Here is a 15,709-nt window from a genome sequence, read left to right on the forward strand (position 1 = left end):
ATGAAAATCTGCCGCATGTTGTGAATTCGACGCGAGCTTTATCCATCAAGCGTGAAGGCCTGCCTGAAACGCTCAAGCGCGACCTCGCTGTCACCGCTGGCCCAGCCTTCTAGGCCGATGACACCGCTGTATCCCATGCCGAACAGGGCTCTGGCAATGGCGGGATAATGGATCTCACCGGTGCCGGGCTCCATGCGCCCCGGGACGTCGGCGACCTGGATTTCGCCGATGGCGCTGCCAGCGCGCTGGATCAGTTCGATCAGGTTGCCTGCGCCGATCTGTGCGTGATAGAGGTCCAGGTTCATCTTCAGGTGCGGGCTGCCCACGGCCTCGATCAACGCCAGGGTGTCGTCAGAGCGGGCGAACGGCGTGCCCGGGTGGTCGACTTCGGTGTTGAGGTTTTCCAGCAGGAAAACCCGACCCGCGTCCTCGCCCAGGCGGGCGATTTTTTCCAGCGTCTTGCAGGCGCTCAACCACATGCGGCCGGTGGTCTGGGCAACAGGTTTGACCGGCAATCCCAGGTCACTCAGGCCGGTGCCATGCAGGTTCAGGCTGGGGCAGCCCAATTGAGCGGCGACCGCCAGGGATTCCTGGGCGCTGTCGAGCAGTTGCTGGATGCCCTCGGGATCGGTCAGGTTGCCCGAGATGTAGCCTGTCATGGAGGTGAAGTCCGCGCCAGTCGCCACGAGGGCCTGAATGTCTTTGGTCGTCCAGTTCCATATCTCGACGCCGAAGCCCAGCGCATGGATGCGTTTGACCCGCTCGGTGAAGGACAGGTCGAGAAAGACCATCTCGGCACTGATCGCCAGTTTGAACGGTGTAACACTCATGAAAGAGCTCCTTGCACATGCACCGCTTTGCCCTGTTGGAAGGACTCGATGCAGGCGCGGGCAATGGCCAGTGCCGCCCGGGCATCTTCACCGCTGGCCAGAGGTTTTTCGCCGCTGCGCACGCAACTGACGAAGTGGTTGAGCTCGGCCACATAGGCATCACGCAGCAAGTCGGTGTCCATGCGTTGGGTGTCGGCCTGGACCCCATTGGCCAGGTAGCGCAGCAAGTCAGAGTCGTTGACGTTGCCCATGGTCAGCATGCCAGCGCTGCCGAACACTTCGCCGCGGACATCGTAGCCATACACGGCTTGGAAATTGGCCTCGGCCGTGGCGATGGCGCCGTTCTCGAAACGGAGGGTGACCACCGCTGTGTCGAGAAACCCTTTGTCCTTGTAGGCCGGTGCGATCAGGGCATCGGCCATCACAAAAACCTCAACCGCTTCGGCGCCCGGATTCAGGTAGCGCAGGGTATCGAAGTCATGGATCAGCGTTTCCAGGAAGATCACCCATTGTGGCGATGCGGCCGGGTTGTTCAGCGCCGGGTCGCGGGTCAGCGAGCGCAGCAGTTGTGGCGTACCGATCCGGCCAGCAACCACGTCCAGATGAGCGGTGCGCAAGCTTTTGGCAAAGCGACGGTTGAAGCCGACTTGTAGCGTCACCCGTGCATCGGCAGCGGCGGCGATGGCGCGGTCAGCTTCGTCCAGGGTGATGGCCATCGGTTTTTCACAGAACACCCCTTTGCCGGCCCGGGCCGCACTGATCACCAGTTCGGCATGGCTGCGTGCCGGGGCGGCAATCAGCACGGCGTCGATGTCCGGGTCATCGAGCAATTGCTGTGGGTCGGTATAGACCTTCTGCACGTCCAGTTCTGCCGCCAAGCGTGCGGCTTGGCCGGGGGTCGGGTCGGCGATGGCGGCTAGGCAGGCGCCGGGGATGTGTCGGGCGGCGGTCAGACCGTGAAAACTGCCCATGCGGCCGGCGCCGATGAGGCCAAGGCGAAGGGTCTTGGATGTGCTCATGAACTTGAACTCCCTTTATTGTTTTTACGACTCGGCGGTAAGAATGTCCTCGTCTGTCCAGGCAGGAGCAAGCGCTGTGCCAATAATTAAACAATTGATATTAAAGGGTTTTATTCGCTGCTATTTAAAGTCATGTTCATTTAGGCGACATGTCTATACTGACATGTCGAAAATATGAACATGGCCGGATAATGAATCAGCAACCTGCACCGTTGAGTGCCGAAGACCGCGATTACCTCACCACGCTTGGCCCCGCGTCGTTGAATGAAGGGCCAGGCACTGCGCTGGATGAGGCCTGGCAAGCGTGCTTGCAGGGGGCTATCGATCGGCCTGTCGGGATCCGCCGAGTGATTTGGGAGTCCTGGTTGCGCAGCGTCAGTGCCGGCCTCGATCCGAAAGATGGCGAGTACCGTTTTGTCGCGCCTACTGACCTGGCCGCGAGACTGGCAGCCAACCGGGTGCTGATCGCCGCTGCGGCGCAAGTCATGCGCGGTTTGCTCGCCTATAACCCCCGGGGCCATATCAACCTGACCGATGCCGAAGGCACGACGTTGTATTTCTGTGGCCTGGACCTCACCCCCATAGGCAGTCGACTGCTGGAGTCGGTACAGGGCACCAATTGCACTGGGCTGGCGATCGTCGAAGACCGTTTGGTGTATGTGCTGGCCGAAGAGAACTTCGGGCTTGGCCTGCGCCAGCGCCGCATGCATTGCGCCGCCGCGCCCATCCGCGATGCTCAAGGCCGGACGCTGGGCATGTTGACCTTGACGGCGGAGCCGGGCTGGTTTCACTTCCATACGCTGGGCACTGTCCAGGCCGCGGCCGAGGCGGTCTCGAGGCAGATGGCGCTGCAAGCCTTGCTGGAAGAACAACAAACAGTGCTTGAGGTGCTCAATGAGGGCTTGGTGGTCTTGGATCAGCAGGGCTGCATCAAAGCGCTCAACCATTACGCACGGCAGTTGTTCCGCGTCGGCCGTGACCTGCTCGGCAGTCCGTTCAAGAGCCTGGGCCAGAGCGAATTAACCGATGCAGTCCTGCTCGCGGGTGGGGGTGGCGTGCGTGACCTGGACTGCACCTTTGAACTGCACGACCGCAGCCATTTGGCCTGCCTGGTGTCGGTCTGCCCGCTGGAACAAGGCGGGCGGATTGTGTCGTTGCGCGAGAACCGACGCATCCGGGAAATTACCCGGCGAATCATTGGCACCCAGGCCAGCTACACCTTCGAAACCATCCTCGGTCGTTCGCAGGCGATTGAGGATGTAATGCACTTGGCGCGGATTGCCAGTCGCAGTGATTCGACCACGCTGATCCTCGGTGAGAGCGGCACTGGCAAGGAGTTGTTCGCCCAGGCCATCCATAATGGCAGCGACCGATGTGGCGGGCCTTTCGTGGCGGTTAATTGCGGCGCCATTCCCCGTGACTTGGTGCAGAGCGAACTGTTTGGACATGTCGAAGGCGCTTTCACCGGATCGGTGCGCGGTGGGTCGGCAGGCAAGTTCGAATTGGCCGATGGTGGGACGATCTTTCTCGACGAAATCGGTGACATGTCCTTTGATGCGCAGGTCAGCCTGCTGCGTGTCCTGCAGGAAGGCGAGGTGACACGAGTGGGGGCGAAAAAATCGCTGCGGGTCAACGTGCGCATCATCGCCGCCACCCACCGCAACCTGAGCCAGGCGGTGGCCGAGGGCGCCTTTCGTGAGGACCTTTACTACCGTCTCAACGTGCTGAATCTGACGGTGCCGCCGCTGCGGATGCGCCGCGAAGATGTGCCGTTGCTGGCACGGCATTTTCTCGCGCGTTGTGCCCGGTCGCTACGCAAGTCGATGCAGGACCTTTCGCCAGGGGCGCTAGAGATGCTCGGCGCCTATCACTGGCCAGGCAATGTCCGTGAGCTGGAAAATGTCATTGAGCGGGCCACCAACCTGGCGATGACTGAACTGATCGAGCCGAGCGATCTTGCCCTGGAGGTCAGGCAGCGAGGGCGACCATCGACGTGGGACAGCACCCCTGAGCCGCGGATGGCGCCGGACCTTGGCACCCACGAAATGAATGCCATCATTGCCGCCCTCAAAGACACGCGCGGAAATATCCGTCTGGCTGCTCAACGGCTGAATGTGTCGCGTGGTGGGCTGTACAACAAAATGAGCCGGTTTGGACTCAAGGTTGATGCGTTCCGTTCTTAGCGGGTGACGCAGGGTCAGGGGCGAGGTCAGACAGCGGCTTTGTTGGAGAGGCGAGTGGGCACGCCCCGATAGAACGACAACATGGCGAGCCCCTGCACGACGACCGCTGCTGTCACGACGGCGACGATGGCGTGATTCGGATCGGTGAAGAGGGCGCGCACCAGGCCGAAAAAGGCCGGGGCAAAGGCGTAGCTGGCCTGACTGATCGCGACCATCAGGGCGATCACCCTGGCGGTTTGTTCTCGGCTGAACTCATTCTGGGCTATCAATGGCGGCAAGGAGGTGGCATTGCCAATGCCCGAACCGATCAGCACCACGGCCATCCAGGCCATCGTCGGGTGAAGGTCCAGGCCCAGAAGCGTCAGCGTGCCCAGCATCTGGATGGCATAACCGAGACAGGCCAGTTGTCGGCGGTTCATGCCTTGGATCATCAAGCGTGCGGCGACATATCGCCCGCCCATCGCACTGGCAGTGGCCAGCCCCATGGCGAAGGAGGCGTCATGCGCCCCCATGCGTCCCACCAGGATCGAGTACAGGTGCGCGATCAAGCCGATCTGGGCGAAGAGCCCCAAGGACATGCCGGCTGTCAGGGTGCGGAAATTTGCCGACCTGAGTGTCTGCATCGCGGTCCACTGCATGGCGCTGATCGGCAAGGGTTCCGGCTGGCCTGCATTGTCGGGATGTTGTCCCAGGCTTTGTGGGGTTTTGTTGAAGACCAGGAAAGCCAAAACGCCTATGAGCAACACGGCGACGACGCTGATCACCAGCGCCGCCGTGGCAAAGCCGAAACGCTCGATCAGCAACACCCACAGCGGCGCAAAGATCACGCCACCCAGACTGGCGCCGTTGTAGGCTTTGCCCAGGGCCTTGGGTCTTTCCTTGATGTACCACGGCGCGATCAGGGTATTAACGGCCGCCGCCCCCAATGTCACCCAGCCGATACCCGAGCAGACGGCGCCGGCATACAGCCCCCCTAGCTGGTTGGCTTGAGCCCAGATGTTTACGCCGATGCCCAGGACGATGCTGCCCAGCAGGGTGATGGTGGGTATCCCGAAGCGTGCGTAAAGGCGTGGCAGGTTGGCGATGACAAGTGTGCCGCTGAGAAAGTGCAAGGTCACGGCAGCCGAGACCTGGGCGATCGGCCAACCCGTGCGTTCCATCACCGCTTGCATATAAATCGGCGGCCCATAGAAGCCGATCCCCCAACCAATAATCGCCAGGATGAATGTGCAGGCCAGTACGGTTTTTCCAAAAAAACGGGTGTGTGTCATCGCCATCTCCTCCCTGTTGGCGCCTAGACTATGGGATCGACAGGTTCCTCACTTCGAGGTGTGTCGAACTATGGATGTCGACACGATTGCTTCTTGGATTTGGTTTTCGGGTAGCTCCGTGACGCGGCGCCAGCGGGGACGATGCACAGATCGTTGAAACTTGCAGCCCTGGAGCATCCGCGACGTTGAATGGCGCTGAGCTTCGATCGCTTCCTTGTCGATAATCGACCAGACCTCGCGGATCCTGCCGTCCTCGAAGGCGTAGAAGACGTTTTCCGTGAAGGCGATCCGTGCTCCATTCACCGCAAGCCCCAGGAGCTCCCCAGCTGGCGTGCAATTGAATGCCAGGCGAGCTGCCACTTGGGTGGATCGATCACCAGAAACTCGACTTTAAAGCGCAAGTCGGGAATGTCCCGATAGTTCGCTTCCAGCATGTTTTGATAGCCATGCAACCCTTCGAAAAATAATCGCATCGATCTGTCGATTTCGGCCATTGCCATTCGATTAACCCATAGAGCCGCCACACGAACGGCCTAATCCATCCACTCTCAGGAGATAAGCGCATGCGATTTATGGTGATCGTCAAAGCCAGCCCGGAATCGGAAGCCGGAGAAATGCCCAGCACGCAACTGCTGGCCGCCATGGGTGCCTACAACGAAGAACTGGTCAAGGCCGGGGTGATGCTCGCCGGTGAAGGCCTGCACCCCAGTGCCGAGGGCGTGCGCGTGCAGTTTTCCGGCAAGGACCGGACGGTGATCGATGGGCCGTTTGCTGAAACCAAGGAGTTGATCGCCGGTTTCTGGATCTTCAAGGTCCAGTCATTGCAGGAGGCCATCGATTGGGTCAAGCGCTGCCCGAACCCGATGGTCAGTGACAGTGAAATCGAGATCCGCCAGATCTTCGAACTCGAGGCGTTCGGCGAGTCCTTTACCCCCGAACTGCGCGAGCAGGAAGAACGCCTGCGGGCGCAGATGTCCGGTCAATCGTGAAGCCGACTACAGGAGACCCCACCATGAGAATCATTCCTTACCTGACCTTCAACGGTCACTGCAAGCAAGCCTTCGCCTTGTACAAGGAGGTACTGGGCGGCGAGCTGTTTTCCATGTCTTTTGCCGAGGCCCCCGAGGAAACCGGGATGCCCAAGGATCCCAACCTGGTCATGCACACTTGCCTGACCGTCGGCGCTTTCAGCCTGATGGCCTCCGACTGCCCACCCGGCGAGCCGTTTCGCAAGCCGCAAGGCGTGTCGGTCTCCCTCAATGTCGACAGCGTGGAGGAGGCCGAGCGGTTATTTAAAGGCTTGAGTGCAGGTGGCAGCGTGTACATGCCCTTGGAGCAGACCTTTTGGGCGGAACGCTTTGCCATGTTTGAAGACCGCTTCGGGATTGCCTGGATGGTTAATTGCGAGGGGGGAAAATAAGTCGAGCGCAGCCCATGGGTGGACGCCTCGGGTGAACACGCTCCAGGGTTTGTCGCTGTCAGGTGAACCTTGCGCCAATACTGCGTTCACTTATTGAGTTGCCGTTTTAAGTGGTCCTGTGGGAGGTGGCGAGCAAGCTCGCTCCCACAGGGGATCAGTCTGAATTTGGCCGCTGCCTCAGTGCCGATAAGGAATTCGCATGCACCCCATCTCGTCCACATTCCCCTTGAACGCCACCGTCGAACGCGAGCTCAGTCCGCGTGCGGTCAGTACGGGCATCGTCCTCGGTATCCTGCTGACACCTTCCAATGTCTATGCCGGGTTGAAGATCGGTTGGTCGTTCAATATGTCGATCATTGCCTTGCTGGTGGGGTATGGCATCTGGCAAGGCCTGGCGAGTCGGTCGGTGGGTCGATTGCCCTGGACGCTGCACGAAAGCAACATCAACCAGACCGTGGCCTCTGCCGCTGCGTCGATCATTTCCGGAGGGCTGGTCGCGCCCATTCCGGCCTACACGTTGCTGACCGGCCAGCAGTTGGACGCCATTCCCATGGTGGCCTGGGTCTTTTCGGTGAGTTTCCTGGGGATTTGGATTGCCTGGTACCTGCGCCCCTCACTGCTCAATGACAAGGCGCTGAAATTTCCCGAAGGCATGGCGACCCTGGAAACCCTGCTGCATATCTATAACCACGGCCACGAGGCCGCGAAGCGCTTGAAGGTGCTGCTCAGCGCCGCGTTGTTGTCCGGGCTGGTCAAGGCGCTCGACACTTTCATGTGGGCCGTCCCGCGCTGGTCTCCGAGCGCCCAACTGGAGCGCCTGACCTTTACCGCCGATCCTTCGCTGTTGTTAGTGGGGTTCGGCGGAATCATTGGCATTCGCGTGGGCCTGACCCTGCTGCTCGGTGCCTTGCTGGCGTGGGGTGGCTTGGCGCCGTGGCTGCTGGCGCAAGGCCTGGTGCAGTTGCCGCACGGCAGCAGCGGCCCGCAGTTCGCGGCGCTGGTGGAGTGGTTGCTTTGGCCGGGGGTGAGCCTGATGGTCTGCTCGACCCTGGCCTCGTTGGCGATTCGCTTGTGGGCATTGCACCAGTCCACCCAGGTGGGCAGCGGGGCGATCTGGACGATACCCAAGCCTGGGCCTGCCGCCGGTTTCGTAGTGTCGATTATCCTGGTGGTGAGCCTGCAAGTGCTGTTGTTCGGTATCAACCCGTGGATGGCCTTGTTGACCATTCCCTTGGCGGTCTGCCTGGCGGCGGTGGCCGCCCGGGTGGTTGGTGCCACGGGCATTCCGCCGATCGGGGCCATCGGACAATTGTCCCAGTTGAGCTTTGGCATCGTCGCGCCGGGGCAGGTGCCGATCAACCTGATGAGCGCCAACACCGCCGGCGGTTCGGCCGGGCAGTGCACCGACTTGATGAACGACTTCAAGGTAGGCCGGGCGATTGGCGCCACGCCGCGCAAGCAGTTGTTCGCCCAGGCCCTGGGGGTTTTCGTCGGTAGCATCGTCGGGGTGTTGGCTTACCTGACCCTGATCCCGGACCCGCAAACCATGCTGCTCACCGAAGAGTGGCCGGCCCCGGCGGTCGCCACCTGGAAGGCCGTCGCGCAAACCCTGACCCTGGGCCTGGATTCATTGTCAGCGAGCATTCGCTGGGCGATTTTCATCGGCGGCGTGGTCGGTTTGTTGCTGGGGATCCTCGACAGCCTGCTGCCGGGGTATCGGGCCCGGTACCTGCCAAGCGCGGCGGCCTTGGGTCTGGCCTTCGTCTTGCCGGCCTCGGTGTCCTTGATGATGGCCCTCGGTGCGGTGCTGACGTGGCTGGTGAGCTGTCGCTGGCCGAGCCTCACGGAACGCTTCGCCATCACCGCAGCGGCGGGGTTGATCGCCGGGGAGAGCATTACCGGAGTGGGGGCGTCGTTGTGGCAGATGCTTGGGACTGGGTGAGGGCGCAACGATCGAAGTTCGAATGCTGCACGCGCCCTCACGTTCAGGGAACGATTTTCGCGACCAGGGCTGTTTAGCAATTGCTTCGATTGCCCTGTTTCGCAAATTGCTAAGGCTGGCCTGCAGCCTCGGTAGAGACAATTTCGTCGTAACCGTCTACTGGCGCTGTCTCGACCACCCACGTACGTTCGCTGCGACACTTGAACTTCACGCCTTTGTGCGGCGCCATGCCTCTGGCTGTCTCCATGCATATTGCCTTGGAAGCAAAGGTTGGCCCAGGTCTTCGTTCCTCGATACAGCCTTCGGGGCCACTGCAGATCGTCATCACAACAAAATAAACAGTCATCATCTCGGTGTTGCTCCATTGAGTGATGCGATTGAATATTTCCTGTCGTCCAGGTCGGCGGACTAAACGTTTTGCGGGGTTGCCTACGGATGATGGGCTCCGATTTAAACCCCCAGCAATGGCACATGGGTACCGTGCGTCGGGAAAACGTCGCTGCATTAATTTATTTTTATTTCATCGGTTTTTGTGCCAATAAGTTGGCGTCATCCGGGGTGAATGTGGACGTGCATGAGGTGGGCCGTCACCGGGCGGTGAAATGGCGCAGAGAAATGAAACCTGTGGGAGCAACTGTCTTCACCATGCCACTCGTCACCGCCTTCGCGAGCAAGCTTGCTCCCACAGGGTTTTTCTTAACTGGCTGGTATTGTGGCGCTGGCCTGTTTTACGAGGACCTGGCAGTGCCCGTTTGGACAAGCTTGCCCTCGAGCCATTCCTTCAGCGCTAACGTGGCGGAGGAGGCGAATTTCGCCGAGGGCCGGATAAGGTAGATCCCTCCTTTTGCCCCCAACTCCCAGTCCGGTAATACCCTGACCAGTTCATTGTTTGCCGGCGCACGACTGAACAGCCACTCTCCCGCACCGAGAATGCCGGTACCCGCAATGGCTGCGCTCAAAAGCGCTTCACTGTCGTTGGAGACGAGGGAACCTTGGGGGCGTACGGTCACTTGCTCACTGGCACTGATAAGCGTCCATTCAGGATAAGACGCCAGCCCCGTGAACCTCAGGCAGTTATGCTTGGTCAGCTCCGTGGGTGATGCTGGCCAACCATATCGTTCGATATAGCCAGCAGACGCGCAAAGAAAGCGCCGATGATCGCCGAGGCGCTTGGCAATCAGGCGGCTATCGTTGAGTTCCCCAGGCGTATCGCCACATCACGTGCCCACAGTCTCCAGGCTTGTCAAGGACATCTCAGGGAACGAGCAGGAGAGTACCTGAAGCGCGGCCGCTTTCCAGATCCGCGTGGGCTTGTGCGGCGTTCTCCAGCGTGTAGGTTTTCCAGACGGCGGGTTCGATGATCCCGGCCTGGAGTGCCGCCAGGACGTCATTGGCGCGCGCCTGATATTCCTCGACGCTGCAGGTATGCGCGGCAATCGAAGGGCGGGTGAGGAACAGCGAACCCTTGGCGTTCAGCAGGCCCACTTCGACCGCTTGTGGCGCACCTGACGATGCGCCGAAAGAGACCATCAGCCCACGCGGGCGCAGGCAATCGAGCGATGCAGCGAACGAGGCACGCCCGATCGGGTCGTAAACCACATCGGCCTTCTTGCCATCGGTGATTCGAGCCACCTCCTGCGCCAGTGTCTGTGCATTGAAAACCAGGACCTCATCACAGCCCGGTGCACGTGCCTTCTCGACGCTTTGCGCACGAGAGACGACACTGATCACGAAAGCGCCCAGGTGCTTGGCCCACTTGGCCATGATGGCGCCCACACCGCCGGCGACGCCATACAACACCATGACCATTCCCGACCCCACTGCATAAGTGCTCTTGAGCAGGTATTGGGCCGTGATGCCCTTGAACAGGACGGCGGCGGCATCCTGGAAACGGATCGAATCGGGAAGTGGCACCAGTTCCCCGGCCGGAACCAATCGGCCACTTGCGTAGGCACCCACCGAGCCGGTGGCATAGGCCACCCGATCGCCTACTTTGAGGTGGGTGACACCGGCCCCCACGGCAGCGACCAACCCGGTCCCCTCCAGGCCCAACCCCGAAGGCAGGGCGACGGGAACCGCGCCGTTGCGCTGGGTGACGTCGAGGTAGTTGACGCCAATGGCATGTTGCTCGATCCACACCTCATCGAGGCCGGGCGCAGCAGGATCGTCTTGTCGGACCTCTAGAACGTCCGGCCCACCCGTGGAAGAAAAACCAACGACAGTGACCATTTCAGCGACTCCTCAGGATGTGAAACAGGTGTCACTGGAGAGTGATTGCAGATCAGTGCATGGGCAATACCTTGGATATGCAGGGCATAGCTGCACCTTGTGCAGCCATTCGGTTGATTGAATCAGTGGGTGGGTTGCCCCTGTGGCTGATCGGATCCCTGTGATTTTTATCACCTGCGTCGCACTTTTAACCACAAAGGACCTGATGGCAGCAGAACCGACTATTCTTTCGGAACACTGCATTCTTGGCAAAAAGGGACGTCATGCCAGACTTTGATCGCGCCACCGGCTCCAGACACACCATCACATACGGCGATCGAACCTGTTCGGTTGAGCCCAGGTTACTAAGGTCCTGGCGATTGCGAATGGCTTCAGTAACGGTTTTCTGTCTTTTCACCGTGAACTTCGGATACGGTCAGGACCTGCCAACCGCAGCGGGTGTTGAAAACCCCACGGTCACGGTGATTCAAGCGCAGGAAATCGTTTCCAAGGCCTCCCTCGGCGCCGTTCGTTGGAGCGGCCCTGAATCCGGCCCGCAAGCCCAGCGGGGCAAGAGCATCGCCCTTGTTGCAGAAGATTTGCGTAACGGAGGCATTGTCGGTGTGGCGCAGGGCGCCCGGGAGGCCGCCAACGCGTTGGGCTGGACGCTGAAGATATTCGATGGTGCCGGCTCATCGGCCGGGCGCGCAAAGGCCTTTTCCGATGCCTTGGCAGCGAACCCCGATGGTCTGATCCTGTGCGGCTCCGATGCCCTTGAGAACAAGGCGGCACTGCTGCGCTTCGCTCGCAAGGAGGTACCGGTGGTTGGCTGGCACGCCGGGGCTAGCCCGGGGCCGATTGACGGCACACCGGTGGCCATGAACGTCACGACCGACCCGCTTGAAGTGGCGCGCCTCACGGCCATGGCGGCAGTGGCGCAGTCAAACGGACGGGCCGGTGTGGTCATCCTGACCGACTCCAAGTACAGCATTGCCATGGCGAAAGCCAAGGCCATGGAAGACGTCATTCGGGCCTGTCGTGAATGTACGTTGCTAGAGGTGCGCGATGTGGCGATCTCCGAAAGTGGCGAGAAGATGCCGGCGATCACCAAAGAATTGCTTCAGCGCTATGGCAAACGCTGGACCCATACGCTGGCCATCAACGATATTTATTTCGACTACTCGATTGCCTCGCTGACCAACGCCGGTATACCCAGTGACGGCATCAGTCTGTTGTCTGCCGGTGACGGCAGTGCCTCGGCGTTTTTGCGCATACAGGCAAATACCTACCAGACCGTTACCGTGGCCGAGCCGCTCAACCAGCATGGCTGGCAAGTGATGGATGAGTTGAACCGGCTGCTTGCAGGCCAGCCAGTGAGCGGCTTCGTCGCGCCGATTCACTTGGTCAATGCCGACAATATCGCCTTCGATGGCGGGAAAAAATTCCAGTACGATCCAGACAATGGCTATCGAGACATCTATCGCCACCAATGGAACCCCTGACGTTGGACATGACTTCGCGGTTTGGACGCCAGCTATTGCCACAATCGCTGCGCGCACAATTCACTCTGGCGTTTCTGACGCTGGCGCTGCTGATCCTGGCAGGCGCCGCCACAGCGGTCTACGCGTTGCGCACCTCTAACAGCGCCACTCGCCTACTGACGGATGAACGACTGGTGCGCATGCAAAATGGGCAAGACATGGTGCAGCACACCTTGCTGATCGAACGCCAGACCGACCAGCTTCTGACAACCCGCTCCCCCGACATTCTGCGTTCAAGCTACGCGGCGACCGTCGAACAGCTTGAAGCCCTCGATCAACGGGTGCAGCAACTGACTGCCGCGAACAGTGGCGTGGCGATACTCGACATGCATCAGTCGAGTCAGATGTTCCGCAATACCGCCAACATCGTTGCGCAGCTGCGAGAAAGCCTGCTGCAAACCGAGGTCACCTTCGAGCAAGCGCTGGAGGATCACACCGCCCGATTAACGGCGACTCAGACCCGGGTCAGCCTGGAAATGGCGGTGCTTCTTTTCGATCTGCCGCAGGCGGTTGACGGTGAGGCCGTGCAACGGCTGCGGGCCCGATATGAGCGCCTGTCACGCACCGCAGACACGTTGTCCGACGCTGATGTGCAGACGCCGGATCTCTTCTCCCTGCGCCAGACGCTCATCAACCAGCACAACGCCCTGCAGCGCTTCAATGAACAACTCAATCATGAGGCCGGGGTGCTGGTCGCGGTGGCCCGCGCGCAATCGAGTGCCTACACCGAAGACTATCGCGAAGCGGTGCAGCGTCTGGTCGAGGCCTCGAATCGCAGCCAGCAATGGGTGCTGATCATGTTGGGCACCAGCCTGGTATTCGCCTGGTTTGTGACCCGGGTCTTCATGGGCCGCCATGTACTCGTGCGCCTGAATGAAATAAGCCGGCAATTGCGCCAGGAACACACGGACAAAACGCATGTGATGATGGCTGACCATGGGAATGACGAGATTGGCAACATGGCGCGGGCGGTGAATCAATTCCTCGAAGACCGGCTTCAGTTGGAGAAAAGAACGGCCCAACTGAGTATCGCCACCGAACGGCTCGCCGTGCAAAACGATCGATTGGAGCAAGAAGCGATCGTTCGTGCCGGGCAAGGTCATGTCTTGGAACTGATCGCCAGGAGCACCGAGCTTGCAGAGGTCCTCGACAGCCTGGCGCACCTGGTCGAATCCCAACTGGAGGGCATGAAGGTCTCCATCCTGCTGCTGGACGAGGAGGGCAAGCACCTGCTGCACGGGGCTGCACCCAGTTTGCCGAAAGCCTATAGCCAGCTCATCGACGGAATTGAAATCGGTCCGAACGTCGGTTCATGTGGTACCTCGGCGTATCGACGAGAGCCAGTCATCGTCACGGACATCGAGCAGGATCCACTGTGGGAAGCGTACTGTTCACTCGTGGCGCCCTATGGGTTTCGCGCTTGCTGGTCGACGCCGATTCTGTCCCATGAGCGAAAGGTCCTGGGTACGTTTGCCTTGTACGCCAACACCGTGCGCAGCCCCAGCCCGGCCGAGACGCAACTGATCGACATGGCGACACCCCTCGCCGGCATTGCAATAGAACGCCAACTGACCGAAAAGCGCATTCGCTATATGGGCGACCATGACGCACTGACCGGGCTACCGAATCGCACACTGCTCGAAGACCGTCTCAAGCAGGCGATTCTTTATGCCCAGCGCTACGACCGGCTGGTGACGGTGGTGTTTCTCGACCTGGACAAATTCAAATTGGTGAATGACAGCCTTGGGCACAGTGCCGGGGACGAGCTGCTGAAAACCGTTGCCCAGCGCATGCTGGGGTGTGTACGGCGTACCGACACCGTCGTGCGACTGGGCGGCGACGAGTTTGTGATCATCCTGTTCGACCAGCCCTCGGACCTGGACGGCGTGACGCCCGTCCTGCACAAAATCCAGGAAGCCATCCTGCGGCCGATTCAACTCAGCGGCCATACGCTCCACGTCACCTGCAGCATGGGGTTGGCCACTTACCCGGCCGACGGCAGCGACACCGACACGTTGCTCAGCAATGCGGACGCCGCCATGTACCGGGCCAAGGAGCTGGGGCGCAACAGTTTCCAGTTCTATACCAGCGAGATGAATAACAAGGTCCAGGGCAAGCTCGCCATGCAAGACGGGCTGCGAAGCGCACTCAACAACGACGAGTTCCTGCTGTTGTACCAGCCACAGGTGGATTTGCAGTCAGGCCAGATCATCGGCGTTGAGGCATTGATCCGCTGGCAGCATCCCGAGCTCGGCATGGTCTCTCCCATCAAATTCATACCCCAGGCCGAAGAGACCGGGTTGATCGTGCCCATCGGCGACTGGGTGATCCATACCGCCTGCAAGCAGAACAAAGCATGGCAGGATGCCGGCTGGCCACCGATCACCGTGTCGGTGAACATTTCAGCCCGCCAGTTCATCGAAAGGGACCTGATCGACCGGGTGCTGCATGCTTTGCAGGAAACCGGACTGGACCCGATGTACCTTGAGCTGGAGCTGACCGAAAGCCTGATCATGCAAGACCTTCAGCAAGCCATCAGCAAAATGAAGGCCCTGCAAGCCATGGGGATCAGCCTCTCGATCGACGACTTCGGCACCGGCTATTCCAGCCTCGCCGCATTGAAAAGCTTCCCGATCGCGAGGCTCAAGATCGACCAGTCTTTCGTGCGCGATCTGCCCGACAACGAGAACGACAAGGCCATCGCCACCGCCGTGATTTCGTTGGGGCACAAGCTGAACCTCAAGGTCATTGCCGAAGGTGTCGAAACCCAGGAGCAGCAAACCTTCCTGCGTGACAACGGCTGCGATGAAATCCAGGGACACTTTTTCAGCAAAGCGGTCAGCGCGCAGGAGATCGGTCTGTTATTGCGTACGCCCCGGGTGCCTCAAGCGAGCCGCATGGCGAGCCCGGATTCGGTAAGGCAAAAGCGCGATGTAAAACGCCAAAATCGTCCAATGCCTGGGCATTGATGACTCGGCCTTCCGGTATTTCCGGGCTCGGGCCGGGGCGGGCAAATTCAACCATGAGCGAGCCGGCGCGTCGTCATTCACTGCCAGGCCTCAGCAAGTATCCCGTTCATAGCTGCAACCCACATAGAGATCGTTGTCCTTGTTTTCCGTGGAGAGCACTCGCAGGGCGCGCCGTTGCCGAGGCGGCGCTGGTAGTCAACGTAGCCGTCGGTATCCAGGGGCTTTTGCAGTTTCAGGGTGCTGGCGAGCTTCTCTGCATCAGGCACGGGGTATGGTTGCCCGGCTGTACATGGGCCTGCGCTGCAGGTCGCAAGCTTGCCATGGCT

At 60.3% G+C, this 15,709-nt stretch carries 14 protein-coding genes; 7 read left to right on the forward strand and 7 right to left on the reverse strand.

The window, feature by feature from the left end:
- Positions 1–38: 38 nt before the first annotated feature.
- Together AACY31_RS19080 and AACY31_RS19085 are read right to left on the reverse strand one after the other, a co-directional pair.
- On the reverse strand, positions 39–830 hold the full coding sequence (locus tag AACY31_RS19080; protein WP_339482130.1) for a TIM barrel protein: 792 nt from the start codon (positions 828–830) through the stop codon (positions 39–41).
- Positions 827–1,849: a Gfo/Idh/MocA family oxidoreductase gene (locus AACY31_RS19085; RefSeq protein ID WP_339482129.1), complete on the reverse strand. Its 1,023-nt coding sequence runs from the start codon at positions 1,847–1,849 to the stop codon at positions 827–829. The genes AACY31_RS19080 and AACY31_RS19085 overlap by 4 nt, the downstream gene beginning before the upstream one ends.
- Positions 1,850–2,040: 191 nt before the next feature.
- Between AACY31_RS19085 and AACY31_RS19090 the strand changes: the two genes are divergently transcribed.
- Positions 2,041–4,032, forward strand: coding sequence for a sigma-54 interaction domain-containing protein (locus AACY31_RS19090; RefSeq protein WP_339482128.1), 1,992 nt, complete (start codon positions 2,041–2,043; stop codon positions 4,030–4,032).
- Positions 4,033–4,058: 26 nt separating this feature from the next.
- On the opposite strand, the gene AACY31_RS19095 is transcribed toward AACY31_RS19090, so the two are convergent.
- Genes AACY31_RS19095 through AACY31_RS19105 form a run of 3 tightly spaced genes read right to left on the reverse strand, consistent with a single transcriptional unit; the run spans position 4,059 to position 5,797 of the window.
- On the reverse strand, positions 4,059–5,303 hold the full coding sequence (locus tag AACY31_RS19095) for an MFS transporter (protein ID WP_339492107.1): 1,245 nt from the start codon (positions 5,301–5,303) through the stop codon (positions 4,059–4,061).
- A gap of 48 nt (positions 5,304–5,351) precedes the next feature.
- The gene (locus AACY31_RS19100; RefSeq protein ID WP_339482125.1) at positions 5,352–5,663 is read right to left on the reverse strand and encodes an ester cyclase; all 312 of its coding nucleotides are present in this window, start codon (positions 5,661–5,663) and stop codon (positions 5,352–5,354) included.
- A complete protein-coding gene (locus AACY31_RS19105; RefSeq protein WP_339482123.1) occupies positions 5,603–5,797 on the reverse strand; it encodes a hypothetical protein in 195 nt (64 codons plus the stop codon). Before AACY31_RS19105 ends, AACY31_RS19100 begins: the two co-directional genes overlap by 61 nt.
- Before the next feature lie 69 nt (positions 5,798–5,866).
- On the opposite strand from AACY31_RS19105, the gene AACY31_RS19110 reads away from it, so the two are divergent.
- The 4 genes from AACY31_RS19110 to AACY31_RS19125 all read left to right on the forward strand — a co-directional run bounded on the left by AACY31_RS19110 (position 5,867) and on the right by AACY31_RS19125 (position 9,499).
- A complete protein-coding gene (locus AACY31_RS19110) occupies positions 5,867–6,292 on the forward strand; it encodes a YciI family protein (RefSeq protein WP_339482121.1) in 426 nt (141 codons plus the stop codon).
- Between the two features lie 23 nt (positions 6,293–6,315).
- Positions 6,316–6,723 (forward strand): VOC family protein, encoded by a 408-nt coding sequence (locus tag AACY31_RS19115; protein ID WP_339482119.1) that lies wholly within the window; start codon positions 6,316–6,318, stop codon positions 6,721–6,723.
- A gap of 199 nt (positions 6,724–6,922) precedes the next feature.
- Positions 6,923–8,665, forward strand: coding sequence for an OPT family oligopeptide transporter (locus tag AACY31_RS19120; protein ID WP_339482117.1), 1,743 nt, complete (start codon positions 6,923–6,925; stop codon positions 8,663–8,665).
- A 471-nt stretch (positions 8,666–9,136) separates the two neighbouring features.
- Positions 9,137–9,499 (forward strand): hypothetical protein, encoded by a 363-nt coding sequence (locus AACY31_RS19125; protein WP_339482115.1) that lies wholly within the window; start codon positions 9,137–9,139, stop codon positions 9,497–9,499.
- Here AACY31_RS19125 and AACY31_RS19130 read toward each other — a convergent pair.
- Complete coding sequence (locus AACY31_RS19130) at positions 9,394–9,846, reverse strand: substrate binding domain-containing protein (protein WP_339504982.1); 453 nt, start codon at positions 9,844–9,846, stop codon at positions 9,394–9,396. The genes AACY31_RS19125 and AACY31_RS19130 overlap by 106 nt on opposite strands.
- 73 nt (positions 9,847–9,919) lie before the next feature.
- On the reverse strand, positions 9,920–10,894 hold the full coding sequence (locus AACY31_RS19135; RefSeq protein ID WP_339482114.1) for a quinone oxidoreductase family protein: 975 nt from the start codon (positions 10,892–10,894) through the stop codon (positions 9,920–9,922).
- Between the two features lie 461 nt (positions 10,895–11,355).
- On the opposite strand from AACY31_RS19135, the gene AACY31_RS19140 reads away from it, so the two are divergent.
- Together AACY31_RS19140 and AACY31_RS19145 are read left to right on the forward strand one after the other, a co-directional pair.
- Positions 11,356–12,375: a substrate-binding domain-containing protein gene (locus AACY31_RS19140; protein WP_339492136.1), complete on the forward strand. Its 1,020-nt coding sequence runs from the start codon at positions 11,356–11,358 to the stop codon at positions 12,373–12,375.
- Complete coding sequence (locus AACY31_RS19145) at positions 12,363–15,383, forward strand: EAL domain-containing protein (RefSeq protein ID WP_339504974.1); 3,021 nt, start codon at positions 12,363–12,365, stop codon at positions 15,381–15,383. The genes AACY31_RS19140 and AACY31_RS19145 overlap by 13 nt, the downstream gene beginning before the upstream one ends.
- Positions 15,384–15,709: the final 326 nt, after the last annotated feature.

It is taken from the genome of Pseudomonas sp. RL_105y_Pfl2_101 (assembly GCF_963970585.1).
Taxonomy (GTDB): Bacteria; Pseudomonadota; Gammaproteobacteria; order Pseudomonadales; family Pseudomonadaceae; genus Aquipseudomonas.

Bases quoted from the DNA above. Each gene is read 5' to 3' on its own strand.
- AACY31_RS19105 (WP_339482123.1), bottom strand. From the start codon at position 5,797: ATGGCCGAAATCGACAGATCGATGCGATTATTTTTCGAAGGGTTGCAT.
- AACY31_RS19120 (WP_339482117.1), top strand. From the start codon at position 6,923: ATGCACCCCATCTCGTCCACATTCCCCTTGAACGCCACCGTCGAACGC.
- AACY31_RS19110 (WP_339482121.1), top strand. From the start codon at position 5,867: ATGCGATTTATGGTGATCGTCAAAGCCAGCCCGGAATCGGAAGCCGGA.
- AACY31_RS19115 (WP_339482119.1), top strand. From the start codon at position 6,316: ATGAGAATCATTCCTTACCTGACCTTCAACGGTCACTGCAAGCAAGCC.
- AACY31_RS19145 (WP_339504974.1), top strand. From the start codon at position 12,363: ATGGAACCCCTGACGTTGGACATGACTTCGCGGTTTGGACGCCAGCTA.
- AACY31_RS19085 (WP_339482129.1), bottom strand. From the start codon at position 1,849: ATGAGCACATCCAAGACCCTTCGCCTTGGCCTCATCGGCGCCGGCCGC.
- AACY31_RS19135 (WP_339482114.1), bottom strand. From the start codon at position 10,894: ATGGTCACTGTCGTTGGTTTTTCTTCCACGGGTGGGCCGGACGTTCTA.
- AACY31_RS19080 (WP_339482130.1), bottom strand. From the start codon at position 830: ATGAGTGTTACACCGTTCAAACTGGCGATCAGTGCCGAGATGGTCTTT.
- AACY31_RS19095 (WP_339492107.1), bottom strand. From the start codon at position 5,303: ATGACACACACCCGTTTTTTTGGAAAAACCGTACTGGCCTGCACATTC.
- AACY31_RS19125 (WP_339482115.1), top strand. From the start codon at position 9,137: ATGGGTACCGTGCGTCGGGAAAACGTCGCTGCATTAATTTATTTTTAT.
- AACY31_RS19090 (WP_339482128.1), top strand. From the start codon at position 2,041: ATGAATCAGCAACCTGCACCGTTGAGTGCCGAAGACCGCGATTACCTC.